The organism is Acidovorax sp. HMWF029 (assembly GCF_003060895.1).
In the GTDB taxonomy this organism is placed as follows: Bacteria; Pseudomonadota; Gammaproteobacteria; order Burkholderiales; family Burkholderiaceae_C; genus Acidovorax.
This window is the reverse complement of record NZ_QAIH01000098.1, coordinates 1-13,553: the sequence shown is the minus strand read 5'-3', so window position 1 is coordinate 13,553 and position 13,553 is coordinate 1. Positions and strand designations below refer to the sequence as shown.

The following is a 13,553-nucleotide window of genomic DNA, read 5'->3' as shown; positions in this document are numbered from 1 at the left end:
CGCCTGGGCTGCTGGCAGATCGCCCTGCGCTATCAGGGCCAGCGCCTGTTCGCACAGGTAGTGCGCCTGCCGGGTGCTGAAATCGCCCTGGTCGGCGTCGTGCATCTTGCGGGCAATGGTGGCGGCGTGCGGCCAGTCGCGCGAGCGCTCGTAGATGGCCAGCAGGGCCAGGCGGGCCTGGGCCTCGAAGGGTGTGCCTTCCAGGCGATGCAGGGCGTCTTCGGCGCGGTCGAGCAGTCCAGCCTTGAGGAAGTCGAGCGCCAGTGCATGCTGGGCACGCTCGCGGTCGGTGCGGGAGAGGTCGCCGCGCGAGAGCAGGTGCTCGTGCACACGCACCGCTCGGTCGTATTCGCCACGACGACGGAACAGGTTACCCAGGGCAAAGTGCAGTTCGGAGGTGTCAGGGTCGTTCTGCACCGCTTCGATGAAGGCGTCGATGGCCTGGTCTTGCTGCTCGTTGAGCAGGAAGTTCAGGCCTTTGAAGTAGGCCTTGGGCGCGCGGCGGTTTTCGGCACGCAGCTGGCGCAGGTCGAAACGCGAAGCCAGCCAGCCCAGCACAAAGGCCACGGGCAGGCCCAGCAGAATCCAGCTCAGGTCAAATTCCATGGATGGAGGGCAGGTCGGGAGGTGGCGGGGGGGAGGCAGGCGTGCTGTTGTTGGTCGCTGTCGTTGCGGGCGCTGGGGCTGGCGTAGCGACTGCAGCGGTTGCCTGGGCACGACGGGCGGCCGTGCGATGGCGCCACCAGCGGGGCACCATGCCCAGTACCCCCACGGCGAGCCCTGCCGAGAAGGCCGTCAGCACCACCAGCACCAGCGGCGCGCGCCACTGGGTGCCAAAGAAGAAATGCACGGTCGCGTCCTGCTGGTTGTTCAGCGCGAAGGCGAAGAGCGTAAAAAAAATGGCTGCCTTGAGCAGCCACAGGAGGTATTTCATCGGTCTCCCCAGTGGTGGGGCGATTCTAAGAGCTTGCGTACAGAGTTCTCCGCAAGTCTGAAGAGCACCAGTATCAATAAAAATGGCCGCTTGGGCGCGACCATCAATCGTTTTTAGCTATCAATTTTGATCTGGCAAACCCGACGTGGCCTGGGTCTTTTCTTCCATCTCGGCAGTGCGCTTGTCGACGGCTTCGCGCAGGGCCTTGCCGGGCTTGAAGTGCGGCACACGCTTTTCAGGAATGGCCACGGCCTCGCCGCTGCGGGGGTTGCGGCCCATGCGGGGCGGGCGGTGGTTGACCGAGAAACTGCCAAAACCCCGGATCTCGATGCGGTGCCCACGCACCAGGGCATCGCCCACGGCGTCCAGAATGGTCTTGACGGCGTATTCGGCATCGCGGTGGGTGAGCTGGCCAAAGCGGGCGGCCAGTTCTTCAACGAGGTCTGAGCGGGTCATGGAGTCTTGGGACATAGGCTTCTCAAAGAAGAGCGGGCGCACGAGGCGCCCGCTGTCTGACCTTTCAAGGGGTCAGCGCTTTACTTACTTTTCCGAGTTGTCCAGCTTGGCGCGCAGCAGGGCGCCCAGGCTGGTCGTGCCGGCGCTTTCGCGGGCCGACTGTTGCGACAGCGAAGACATGGCTTCTTGCTGGTCGGCCATGTCCTTGGCCTTGATCGACAGCTGGATGTTGCGGGTCTTGCGATCCACGTTCACCACTACGGCCGTGACTTCGTCGCCTTCCTTCAGCACGTTGCGGGCATCTTCCACGCGGTCGCGGGAGATTTCCGAAGCGCGCAGGTAGCCCACGATGTCTTCGCCGAGGTCGATTTCAGCGCCACGGGCGTCCACGGTCTTGACCTTGCCGGTCACCGTCTGGCCCTTGTCGTTCACGGTCACGAAGGTCGTGAATGGGTCGCCGTCGAGCTGCTTGATGCCCAGCGAGATGCGTTCGCGGTCCACGTCCACGGCCAGCACGATGGCTTCCACTTCCTGGCCCTTCTTGTAGTTGCGAACAGCGGCTTCGCCGGGTTCGTTCCACGAGAGGTCAGACAGGTGCACCAGGCCGTCAATGCCGGCAGCCAGGCCCACGAACACGCCGAAGTCGGTGATCGACTTGATAGGACCCTTCACGCGGTCGCCGCGCTTCGTGTCCTGTGCGAATTCTTGCCATGGGTTGGCCTTGCACTGCTTCATGCCCAGGCTGATGCGGCGCTTGTCTTCGTCGATTTCCAGAACCATGACTTCGACTTCGTCGCCCAGCGAAACCAGCTTGGCGGGAGCGATGTTCTTGTTGGTCCAGTCCATTTCAGACACGTGCACCAGGCCTTCGATGCCGGGTTCGAGTTCGACGAACGCGCCGTAGTCGGCAATGTTCGTGATCTTGCCGAACAGGCGGGTCGATTGTGGGTAGCGGCGGTTCACGCCCATCCATGGGTCGTCGCCCATTTGCTTCAGACCCAGCGAGACACGGTTCTTTTCGGTGTCGAACTTCAGGATCTTGGCAGTGATTTCCTGACCAGCCGTCACCACTTCGGAAGGGTGACGCACGCGGCGCCATGCCATGTCGGTGATGTGCAGCAGGCCGTCGATGCCGCCCAGGTCCACGAACGCACCGTATTCGGTGATGTTCTTGACCACGCCTTGAACGATGGAGCCTTCCTTCAGGGTTTCCATCAGCTTGGCGCGCTCTTCGCCCATGGAGGCTTCCACCACAGCGCGGCGGCTCAGCACCACGTTGTTGCGCTTGCGGTCCAGCTTGATGACCTTGAATTCCATGGTCTTGTTTTCGTACGGCGTCAGATCCTTGATCGGACGGGTATCGATCAGCGAACCGGGCAGGAATGCGCGGATGCCGTTGACCAGGACAGTCAGGCCACCCTTGACCTTGCCGGAGGTGGTGCCGGTGACGAATTCGCCGGATTCCAGGGCCTTTTCCAGGCTCATCCACGAAGCCAGACGCTTGGCGGTGTCGCGCGACAGAATGGTGTCGCCATAGCCGTTTTCGATGGAGCCAATGGCCACCGACACGAAGTCACCCACTTGGACTTCGACTTCGCCCTTGTCGTTCTTGAACTCTTCCAGCGGCACGTAGGCTTCGGACTTGAGGCCAGCGTTCACGACCACGAAGTTGTGCTCAACGCGCACAACTTCAGCGGTGATGACTTCGCCTGGGCGCATTTCTGTGCGCTGCAAGGATTCTTCAAAAAGGGCGGCAAAAGATTCGGACATGTGTTTCCTTGCCACAAACAGGATTCCGGTAGCACCATTGCTACCGTTTTTATAGCTGCTTGCGGTGGTTTTTTGCGGCAGAGCCGCGGGTTAGGTTATCGATCCACACAACCTGTGCGCTGGCGCGCGAGAGGGGCTGCGTGGGCCTGTGGCAAGGCCTTTCGGCACTGCCTGGAGCCCGAGGGCTCCACGTTTCAGCCCTGCGCAGCAGCTGCGAAGGGCTGGCGCTCCTGCCACCAGGCCAACACCTGTTCGACGGCTTCATCAATCGTCAAATCGGAGTTGTCCAGGACCAGAGCGTCCTGCGCGGGCTTCAAGGGGGCAACGCTGCGGGAGCTGTCCCGTGCGTCACGCGCCTCCAAATCCGCGCGAAGGTCTTCGATACTAGCTGAAAAACCCTTTGAAATCAACTGTTTATAACGGCGTTCTGCGCGGCAGGCGGCGCTGGCCGTGAGATACACCTTCAAGGGGGCCGCCGGGAAGATCACGGTGCCCATGTCGCGGCCATCGGCCACCAGCCCCGGCAGGCGCTGGAAGCTGTGCTGCAGGTCCACCAGCGCCGTGCGCACGGCGGGCAGGGCGGACACGCGGGATGCGTTCATGCCGGCTTCTTCGGTGCGGATAGCGTCGGTTACGTCGTCGCTGCCCAGCAGCACCCTGCCACCTTCAAAACACACGGGCAGGGTCTGCGCCATGCTGGAAATGCGTGCTTCGTGCTCGGCGTCGATGGCCAGGCCCTTGCGCAGCGCGGCCAGGGCGGTGATGCGGTACATCGCCCCCGAATCGAGAAACCGGTAGCCCAGCCGCTGCGCCACGGCCGCCGCCACCGTGCCCTTGCCCGACGCCGTGGGGCCGTCGATGCAGATCACCGGGATCATCGCAGTGTCCACCTGGGCCACCGAGAACAGGGTCTCGAAATAGTCGGGGAAGGTCTTGGCCACGCACTTGGGGTCTTCGATGCGCACAGGCAGACGCGCCGGATTGAAGGCGGCCAGCGAGAAGCACATGGCCACGCGGTGGTCGTCGTAGGTGTGGATGCTGGCGGCTTTCCAGTCGGCTGCCTGGGCCGGGGGCGTCACGCGGATGTAGTCCGCGCCTTCCTCCACCGTGGCGCCGAGCTTGCGCAGCTCGGTGGCCATGGCAGCAATGCGGTCGGTTTCCTTCACGCGCCAGCTGGCAATGTTGGTCAGCGTGGTGGTGCCTTCGGCATACAACGCCATCACGGCCAGCGTCATGGCGGCGTCGGGGATGTGGTTGCAGTCCAGTTCAATGGCCTTCAGGGGCCACGCACCGCGCTTGATCTGCAGCCAGTTGGCCCCGCCCGTCACCACGGCACCCATGGCGCGCGCGGCCTCGACAAAACGGATGTCTCCCTGGATCGAATCCAGCCCGACACCCTGAATTTTGATGCTTTTTTGGCCATCTCCGCCCGTCGCTATTGCTCCGAGTGCTATAAAATAGCTAGCAGATGATGCGTCGGCCTCCACATGGATGCTGCCGGGCGATTGGTAGCGGCTGCCCGCCGGGATGGTGAAACGCTGCCAGTTCTGGTGTTCGACCGCGATGCCAAAGCGCGCAAGCAACTGGAGCGTGATGGCGATGTAGGGCTTGGAGATCAGCTCGCCGACCACCTCGATCACGATGGCCTGTGTGCCCGCCGCCAGCGGCAGCGCCATGAGCAGCGCGGTGAGGAATTGGCTGGACACATCGCCGCGCACGCGGATGGGCTCTGCCAGCGCCAGGGTTGGCACCCCTTGGCCGTGGGCGATCTTGAGCGGTGGGTAGCCCTGGTTGCCCAGGTAGTCAATCTGGCAGCCCAGCTGGCGCAGGGCGTCGATGAGGTCGCCAATGGGGCGCTCGTGCATACGCGGCACGCCCGACAGCTCGAACTCGCCGCCCAGCAGCGCCAGCGCTGCCGTGAGCGGGCGCATGGCGGTACCCGCATTGCCCAGGAACAGCTTGGAGGGGGACTGGGGTAGGCGGCCACCCAGGCCGGTGATGCGCACCGTGCTGCCCGCTTCATCCACCGTACACCCGATCTGGCGCAGGGCATCCAGCATCACGCGTGTGTCGTCGGACGCCAGCAGGTCGTGCACGGTGGTGGTGCCATGGCTCAGCGCGGCCAGCAGCAGCACCCGGTTGGAGATGCTCTTGGAGCCGGGCAGGTGGACTTCACCCGCAGCGGCTTGCAGGGGGGGCAAATCAAGTAATGCGGTGCTGTACATCAGTGTCTTTCGTCCATTGGTGCCAGCGCCCGTAGCAACTGGCGCAGACCCATCCCAGTGCACCCGTGGAACTGGCTTTGCTAGGCCACCGGGTGCGTCCCCCTTGGGGGAAGGCGCCGCAGGCGACTCAGGGGGTTATTTTCTCTTTGCACCCATGCGCCAGTGCGCGCGTGTTTCACTGGCAAGGGTCAGCATGTCTTCCAGAGCCTGGGCGTTGCCCATTTCCATGGCCTGCTCTATGTTGTGCAGGGCTTGCTGGAATAGCTTGGACTGGGCCAGGAGTTCTTCGCGGTTCGCCAGCATGATGTCGCGCCACACCTTAGGGTCGCTGGCCGCAATGCGGGTGAAGTCCCGAAACCCCGGGCCCGCCAGGGACAGAAAATCATCACCGTGCGCTTGCCCGGTAATGCTGTTCATCATCGCAAAGGCCAACATATGGGGCAGGTGGCTGACAGCGGCGAAAGCGGCATCGTGCGATTCGGGCGACATGCTGGTCACCCGGCAGCCCAGGGCGTTCCAGATTTTTTCTGCGTTTTGCAGATGGACCGTGAGGGTGCGCTCGGTGGGCGTCAGGATGACCTGGCGTCCGCTGTAGAGGTCCGCCTCGGCGTGTTCCACGCCCGACACCTCGCGCCCGGTGATGGGGTGCGCGGGCACAAACGAGCCCACCTGGTCCCGCAATGCGCGCTGGGCGGCTTGCACCACGTCTGCCTTGGTCGAGCCCACGTCCATGACGAGCATCTGGGGGGTGACCAGGTGCTTGATGGCCTTCAGCGTGGCTTCGGTGGCGGCCACGGGCACAGCCACCAGCACGATGTCGGCACCAGCCACGGCCAGCAAGGCCGAGGGCGCCTCTACATCAATCACGCCCAGCTGGCGAGCGCGGTCGGTGGTCGAGGGCGACTTGCTGTAGCCCACCACCCGCTTGACCAGACCTGCTTTTTTCATGGCCAGGGCAAAGGAGCCGCCCATGAGCCCGCAGCCGATGAGTCCCAATTGTTCGAACATCTTGGCGGCTCCTCAGGACGACACGGGGTAGGTGCCCAGGACCTTGTAGAACGCGCACAGGCTGCGGAGTTCTTCCAATGCGCGTGCCACATGGGGCTGCGCGGGATGGCCGTCGAGGTCAATGTAGAAGTAGTACTCCCACTGGCCTGTGCGCGCGGGGCGGGATTCGAAGCGCGTCATGGACACACCATGCGTCTTGAGCGGCACCAGCAGGTCGTGTACCGCGCCAGGCTGGTTGGGCACCGAGACCACGAGGCTGGTGCAGTCCTTGCCCGAGGGGGGGGGCGTCTGCAGCGTGTGGGGCAGGCAGATGATGGCAAACCGCGTGCGGTTGTACGCGTCGTCCTGTATGGCGTGCGAGACGATGTGCAGGCCAAACTGCGTGGCTGCGCGTTCGCTCGACAGGGCGGCCCAGGCGGGGTTGGTGGTGGCCAGGCGTGCGCCTTCGGCGTTGCTCGACACTGGGCGGCGCTCGGCGTGTGGCAGGTGCTTGGACAACCAAGCCTGGCACTGTGCAAGGGCCTGCGGGTGGGCCAGCACGGCCTCGATGCCGTCGAGCGAATTGCTGGTGCGCAGCAGGTTGTGGCGCACCAGCAGGCTGACTTCGCCCACCACATGCGTGGGGGTGTGCAGGAACAGGTCGAGCGAGCGCGTGACCACGCCCTCGGTAGAGTTCTCAACGCCCACCACGCCGTACTGGGCGCTGCCTGCGGCAGTGGCGTGGAATACCTCGTCGAAGTTGGCGCAGTACATCAGGTCGGCGGCACCACCGAAGAACTCGACGGCCGCCTGCTCGCAAAAGGTGCCTTCGGGGCCGAGCACAGCCACGCGCTGGGGCGATTCGAGCGCCAGGCAGGCGGACATGATCTCGCGCCAGATGGCCGCCACATGCGGGCCCTTGAGCGGGCCGGGGTTGGCGTGGGTGATCTTGTCGATGACCTGGGCGACCCGGTCAGGACGGAAGAAGGGCGTGCCTTCACGCTTCTTGACTTCGCCCACCTGCTCGGCCACCAGCGCGCGCTGGTTCAGCAGCGTGAGCAGTTGCTGGTCGATGGAGTCGATCTGCACGCGCAGGCTGGCGAGATCGGATGAGGCTTGCGGAGTATTCATGGATGGGGTCTGTGTGCGCGGGCGCGTGAACGGGGAGGGCAGGCGTTCGTTCAGGCGTGCTTTTGCTCAAATTCTCGCATGTAGTCCACCAGCGCCTGGACGCCCTCGATCGGCATGGCGTTGTAGACACTGGCGCGCATACCCCCCACGGACTTGTGGCCCTTGAGTTGCAGCAGACCGCGTTCCTTGGCTCCGGCCAGGAATGCATCGTTGCGGCTTTCATCGCGCAGGAAGAACGGGATGTTCATGCGCGAACGGCAGTTGGCCGCTACCTTGTTCACATACAGCTGCGAGCTGTCAATGGCGTTGTAGAGCAGCGCGGCCTTGGCGATGTTGCGCTGCTCCATTGCAGCCACGCCGCTCAGGCTGCCTTCGCTCTGGCGCTTAAGCCACTGGAAGGTGAGGCCAGCCATGTAGATGCCCCATGTGGGGGGCGTGTTGTACATCGACTGGTTGTCGGCCACGGTTTTGTAGTCGAAAGCGCTGGGGCAGGCTGGCAGGGCGTGGCCCAGGAGGTCTTCGCGCACCACCACCAGCGTCAGGCCGGCGGGGCCCAGGTTCTTCTGCGCGCCTCCGAAGGCCAGGCCCACGCGGCTCCAGTCCACGGGCCGCGACGCCACATGCGACGAAAAGTCGATGACCAGTGGCGCATCGCTGCCCAGCGCCTTCAGGTCGGGCAACTGATGAAATTCGATTCCGTTGATTGTCTCGTTGCTGCAGATGTGCAGGTAGCTCGCGCCCCGGCTCACGGTCCACGAGGCCGGGTCAGGCAGGGTGGTGAAGCCGGTGTCTTCGCCGGACGCCACGATGTTGACTTCGCTGGCGTACTTGCGCGCTTCCTTCTGCGACTTCTGGCTCCAGCTGCCTGTCACCACAAAGTCCACCGCACCGGCCCGCGAGAGGTTCAGCGGCACGATGGCGTTTTCGGCCAGGCCTCCGCCCTGCATGAACAGGATCTTGTAGTTGGTGGGTACGGCCAGCAGTTCGCGCAGGTCGGCTTCGGCCTGCTCGTAGATGGACAGGAACTCCTTGCCCCGGTGGCTCATTTCCATCACGCCCATACCGCTACCGTGCCAGTCGAGCATTTCGGCGGCGGCTTGCTCCAGCACTTCGGCGGGGATGGCGGCCGGGCCGGCCGAGAAGTTGTAGGGGCGGGTCATGGTTTAACAGTCAAAAATGCTACCTGCGCCTGCTGGATAAGCGCTGACAGCTATACTTTTAATAGCGTCCGGGTGCTGCGTCTGGCGCGGCACCCGGCGAAAGCAAAACGACAGATCAGGCGTCGGAGGTGGGCGCTGCACCTGAGTCAGTGGCGCCACTACCGTCTGCATTGCCGTCACCTTCAGTGTCGGCGTCGGCCACATTGGCATCGTTTTCCACAATGCGTTGCAGGCCGCTGAGCTTGGAGCCTTCGTCCAGAGCGATCAGCGTGACGCCCTGGGTTGCACGGCCCAGCTCGCGGATTTCGCTCACGCGGGTGCGCACCAGCACGCCCTTGTCGGTGATCAGCATGATCTCGTCATCGGAATGCACCAGCGTGGCCGCCACGACCTTGCCATTGCGTTCGCTTTGCTGGATGGCGATCATGCCCTTGGTGCCACGGCCATGGCGGGTGTACTCGACGATGCTGGTGCGCTTGCCATAGCCGTTTTCGGTGGCGGTGAGCACGCTTTGTGTCTCGTCTTCGGCCACCAGCATGGCGATCACGCTCTGGCCGTCTTCCAGCATCATGCCGCGCACGCCGCGCGCCTGACGGCCCAGGGGGCGCACATCGTTTTCGTCGAAGCGCACGGCCTTGCCGCCGTCGCTGAACAGCATCACGTCGTGCTTGCCATCGGTCAGCGCCGCGCCAATCAGGTAGTCGCCATCGTCGAGGTTGACGGCAATGATGCCGCCCTTGCGCGGATTGCTGAATTCATCCAGCGCCGTCTTCTTTACGGTGCCCATGCTGGTGGCCATGAAAACATAGCGGTCAGCAGGGAAGCTGCGCATGTCGCCGGTGAGCGGCAGCACCACATTGATCTTCTCGCCGTCCTGCAGCGGGAACATGTTGACGATGGGGCGGCCGCGCGAGCCACGCGAGCCCGCAGGCACTTCCCACACCTTGAGCCAGTAAAGGCGGCCCCGGTTGGAGAAGCACAGGATGTAGTCGTGCGTGTTGGCGATGAAGAGCTGGTCGATCCAGTCGTCTTCCTTGGTCGCCGTGGCCTGCTTGCCGCGCCCGCCACGCTTCTGGGCGCGGTATTCGGACAGAGGCTGGCTCTTGATGTAGCCTGTGTGGGAGAGCGTCACCACCATGTCGGTGGGGGTGATCAGGTCTTCGGTAGAGAGGTCCTGGGCGCTGTACTCCACCACGCTGCGGCGCGCACCCAGCTTGTGCTGGCCGAACTCTGCCTTGATGGAAGTGAGCTCCTCGCCAATGATGGTCGAAACGCGTTCGGGCTTGGCCAGGATGTCCAGCAGGTCTTCGATGACTGCCATGACTTCCTTGTACTCGGCCACGATCTTGTCCTGCTCCAGGCCCGTGAGGCGCTGCAGGCGCATCTGAAGGATTTCCTGGGCCTGCGTCTCCGACAGGCGGTACAGGCCATCCTGGCCCATGCCGAATTCACGTTCCAGGCCCTCGGGGCGGTAGTCGTCGGCACTGATGACTCCGCCATCGGCGCGTGTGCGGGTGAGCATCTCGCGCACCAGCTTGCTGTCCCACGAGCGGGCCATCAGTTCGGACTTGGCCACCGGCGGCGTGGGGGCGTTGCGGATGATCGCGATGAAGTCGTCGATGTTGGCCAGTGCCACAGCCAGGCCTTCCAGCACGTGGCCTCGGTCACGCGCCTTGCGCAGCTCGAACACCGTGCGGCGGGTGACCACTTCGCGGCGGTGCTGCAGGAAGACGACGATCAAGTCCTTCAGATTGCACAGGCGCGGCTGGCCATCGACCAGCGCCACCATGTTCATGCCAAAGGTGTCCTGCAGCTGCGTCTGCTTGTACAGGTTGTTGAGCACCACTTCGGGCACTTCGCCGCGCTTGAGTTCGATCACCAGGCGCATGCCCGACTTGTCCGACTCGTCCTGAATGTGGCTGATGCCTTCGATCTTCTTCTCGTGCACCAGTTCGGCCATGCGCTCCTGCAGCGTCTTCTTGTTGACCTGGTAGGGCAGCTCGTCCACGATGATCGCCTGGCGCTGGCCACGGTCAATGTCCTCGAAGTGGCAGCGCGCGCGCATCACGACCTTGCCACGGCCTGTGCGGTAGCCGTCTTTGACGCCATTGATGCCGTAGATGATGCCAGCGGTGGGGAAGTCGGGCGCCGGGATAATCTCCATCAGTTCATCGATGGAGGTCTCGGGGTTGCGCAACATGTGCAGGCAGGCATCCACCACCTCATTGAGGTTGTGCGGCGGAATATTGGTGGCCATACCCACCGCAATGCCTGCCGAGCCGTTAACAAGCAGATTGGGCAGCTTGCTGGGCAACACCAGTGGCTCTTTTTCGCTGCCGTCGTAGTTGGGGCCGAAATCGACGGTTTCCTTGTCGATATCGCCCAGCATTTCATGCGCGATTTTTGCCAGGCGGATTTCGGTATACCGCATGGCGGCTGCATTGTCGCCATCCACCGAGCCGAAATTGCCCTGACCGTCCACCAGCATGTGGCGCAGCGAGAAATCCTGCGCCATCCGCACAATGGTGTCGTACACCGCCGAATCGCCGTGTGGGTGGTATTTACCGATCACGTCACCCACGATACGGGCCGACTTTTTATAGGGCCGGTTCCAGTCGTTGTTGAGCTCGTGCATGGCAAACAACACGCGGCGGTGCACGGGCTTCAAGCCATCGCGCGCATCGGGCAGGGCCCGGCCGACGATCACGCTCATGGCGTAATCGAGATAACTGCGCCGCATTTCCTCTTCGAGGCTGATCGGCAGGGTTTCTTTGGCAAACTGGGTCATTGGGGGCTGCGGTGGCGGCAAAGGAGGGTCATTTTAGGGCTAAGACCGTGTAGCGACCGCGCAACATATCGAAGCAATTCCGGTTTTGTCCTACGGACCTCGGCGCGTCACCACCGCTTTTGCCCTGTTACGTATGGCACAATCGTTTGAACGCTTTGGGTGGTGGTCATCCCTAGCGTCCTGATTCGCAGCGCGGCTGCGGCTTTTTCCCCAAGAGGAGAACCATGAAGAAACTGAACAAAGTGGCGATGTTGTTTGCCTCTGCAGCGCTCGCAACCGCCGCTGGCGCACAAACCGTTGACAACTGGCGCAATGCCAGCGGTGATCTGGTCTGGAAGAACGGTACGAACGAATACTGCTGGCGCGATGCCAACTGGACGCCTGCTACGGCTGCCGCTGGTTGCGACGGTGCTATTGCTAAAACCGCACCTGCCGCTGCCGCTCCTGCTCCAGCCGCTGCTCCTGCTCCTGCCGCTGCTCCTGCTCCTGCAGCCACCCCCGCTCCAGCCGTGGCCACCAAGGTGACCTACGCCGCTGACGCATTCTTCGACTTCGACAAGTCGGTGCTGAAGCCAGAAGGCAAGGCCAAGCTGGACGACCTGGTCTCCAAGGTCAAGGGCATCAACCTGGAAGTCATCATTGCCGTGGGTCACACCGACTCCGTGGGCTCTGACGCTTACAACCAGAAGCTGTCGGTGCGTCGTTCCGAAGCCGTGAAGGCCTACTTGGTGTCCAAGGGCATCGAAAAGAACCGCGTGTACACCGAAGGCAAGGGCGAAAAGCAGCCTGTGGCTGACAACAAGACTGCCGAAGGTCGCGCCAAGAACCGCCGCGTGGAAATCGAAGTGGTCGGTACCCGCGCCGCTCAGTAATCTTCGGATTGCTTCACAAAAAAGCCCCGGTAACGGGGCTTTTTTGCGTCTGGAGTCTTGCGTGCATCACGTTCAGGGACAATTGGTAGCATGAGTGACACCGTCAATGCAGATCCGGCCGAATTGGCCAAGTTTTCAGAGTTGGCCCACCGTTGGTGGGATCCGGACAGCGAATTTCGCCCGCTGCACCAGATCAATCCGCTGCGGCTTGATTGGATCAATGGCTTCAGTCCATTGAATGGCCAGCGGGTACTGGATGTCGGTTGTGGGGGCGGTATTTTGGCCGACTCCATGGCGCGCAAGGGGGCGGATGTCCTGGGTATTGATCTGGCCTCCAAAGCGTTGCGCGTGGCGCAACTGCATGCACTGGAGGCCGGTACCCCGAATATCCGCTATCAGGAAATCAGCGTGGAAGCGCTGGCCCAGGAGCAGCCAGCGGGTTTTGATGTGGTGACCTGCATGGAAATGCTGGAGCATGTTCCAGATCCCGCGTCCGTGGTCCGCGCTTGTTCCCAGTTGGTCAAACCCGGGGGCTGGGTGTTTTTCTCCACCATCAATCGCAACGCCAAGGCCTTCATGCTGGCCATTGTGGGGGCGGAGTATGTGCTGAACATGCTGCCCCGGGGCACCCATGAATATGCAAAGATGATTCGTCCCAGCGAACTTGCCGCCAGTTGCCGCAGTGCGCGACTGGATGTTTTGCACACCAAAGGGCTGGAGTACAACCCCCTGACAAAGCGCTACTGGTTGAGTGAAGATACGAGCGTGAATTACCTGTTCGCCACCCGGCGTACGGGCTGAAGGGCACCCATGTTCCAAGACATTCGTGCTGTTCTGTTTGACCTGGATGGAACGCTGATCGACAGTGCGCCCGACCTGGGGGCTGCTGCCGACAAGATGCGCACCGATCGCGGTTTACCCTCCCTGCCTCTGGAGCGTTACCGGCCAATGGCGGGGGCTGGAGCGCGCGGCATGCTGGGCGAGGCCTTTGGCATGACCCCGGACCATCCTGATTTCGCCGCGTGGCGTGAAGAGTTCTTTGTGAACTATGAGTCGCGCATGACTGAGCACACCACAATATTTGAGGGTGTGCCCGAACTGGTTCATCAACTCTTGCAGCGCAACTTGCTGTGGGGGGTCGTGACCAACAAGGCGGCGCGGTTTACAGAACCGCTGACCCGCGCGATTCCACTTTTTGAAACGGCTGGAGCGGTGGTCAGTGGCGACACG

12 protein-coding genes are annotated in these 13,553 nt (G+C 62.9%); 3 read left to right on the top strand and 9 right to left on the bottom strand.

Going from position 1 to position 13,553, the window contains the following annotated elements:
• The 9 genes from DBR12_RS22580 to gyrA form a co-directional block, all read right to left on the bottom strand.
• A partial coding sequence (locus DBR12_RS22580) for a tetratricopeptide repeat protein (RefSeq protein ID WP_369861375.1) occupies positions 1 to 606 on the bottom strand: 606 nt, incomplete at its 3' end.
• The gene (locus tag DBR12_RS06405; protein WP_108616501.1) at positions 596 to 934 is read right to left on the bottom strand and encodes a lipopolysaccharide assembly LapA domain-containing protein; all 339 of its coding nucleotides are present in this window, start codon (positions 932 to 934) and stop codon (positions 596 to 598) included. The genes DBR12_RS06405 and DBR12_RS22580, both read right to left, overlap by 11 nt.
• Positions 935 to 1,054: 120 nt before the next feature.
• Positions 1,055 to 1,390 carry an integration host factor subunit beta gene (locus tag DBR12_RS06400; RefSeq protein ID WP_108616500.1) on the bottom strand — a complete coding sequence of 112 codons (336 nt, stop codon included), beginning with the start codon at positions 1,388 to 1,390 and terminating at the stop codon, positions 1,055 to 1,057.
• A gap of 84 nt (positions 1,391 to 1,474) precedes the next feature.
• Entirely contained in the window at positions 1,475 to 3,160 is a 1,686-nt protein-coding gene (gene rpsA, locus DBR12_RS06395; RefSeq protein WP_108616499.1) for a 30S ribosomal protein S1, read from the bottom strand.
• A gap of 194 nt (positions 3,161 to 3,354) precedes the next feature.
• Positions 3,355 to 5,385 (bottom strand): bifunctional 3-phosphoshikimate 1-carboxyvinyltransferase/cytidylate kinase, encoded by a 2,031-nt coding sequence (locus DBR12_RS06390; protein WP_108616498.1) that lies wholly within the window; start codon positions 5,383 to 5,385, stop codon positions 3,355 to 3,357.
• 135 nt (positions 5,386 to 5,520) lie between these two features.
• Positions 5,521 to 6,393: a prephenate dehydrogenase/arogenate dehydrogenase family protein gene (locus tag DBR12_RS06385; RefSeq protein WP_108616497.1), complete on the bottom strand. Its 873-nt coding sequence runs from the start codon at positions 6,391 to 6,393 to the stop codon at positions 5,521 to 5,523.
• Between the two features lie 12 nt (positions 6,394 to 6,405).
• Positions 6,406 to 7,503: a prephenate dehydratase gene (pheA, locus tag DBR12_RS06380; RefSeq protein WP_108616496.1), complete on the bottom strand. Its 1,098-nt coding sequence runs from the start codon at positions 7,501 to 7,503 to the stop codon at positions 6,406 to 6,408.
• A 50-nt stretch (positions 7,504 to 7,553) separates the two neighbouring features.
• Positions 7,554 to 8,663 carry a 3-phosphoserine/phosphohydroxythreonine transaminase gene (gene serC, locus DBR12_RS06375; protein ID WP_108616495.1) on the bottom strand — a complete coding sequence of 370 codons (1,110 nt, stop codon included), beginning with the start codon at positions 8,661 to 8,663 and terminating at the stop codon, positions 7,554 to 7,556.
• Positions 8,664 to 8,778: 115 nt separating this feature from the next.
• Positions 8,779 to 11,451 (bottom strand): DNA gyrase subunit A, encoded by a 2,673-nt coding sequence (gene gyrA, locus DBR12_RS06370; RefSeq protein ID WP_108616494.1) that lies wholly within the window; start codon positions 11,449 to 11,451, stop codon positions 8,779 to 8,781.
• Positions 11,452 to 11,675: 224 nt separating this feature from the next.
• Here gyrA and ompA point away from each other — a divergent pair, with 224 nt between their 5' ends.
• The 3 genes from ompA to DBR12_RS06355 form a co-directional block, all read left to right on the top strand.
• On the top strand, positions 11,676 to 12,323 hold the full coding sequence (ompA, locus tag DBR12_RS06365; RefSeq protein WP_108616493.1) for an outer membrane protein OmpA: 648 nt from the start codon (positions 11,676 to 11,678) through the stop codon (positions 12,321 to 12,323).
• Positions 12,324 to 12,413: 90 nt separating this feature from the next.
• Complete coding sequence (ubiG, locus tag DBR12_RS06360) at positions 12,414 to 13,124, top strand: bifunctional 2-polyprenyl-6-hydroxyphenol methylase/3-demethylubiquinol 3-O-methyltransferase UbiG (RefSeq protein ID WP_108616492.1); 711 nt, start codon at positions 12,414 to 12,416, stop codon at positions 13,122 to 13,124.
• 9 nt (positions 13,125 to 13,133) lie between these two features.
• Positions 13,134 to 13,553 (top strand): HAD hydrolase-like protein (locus tag DBR12_RS06355; RefSeq protein WP_158274984.1); only part of this gene is annotated, 420 nt, incomplete at its 3' end.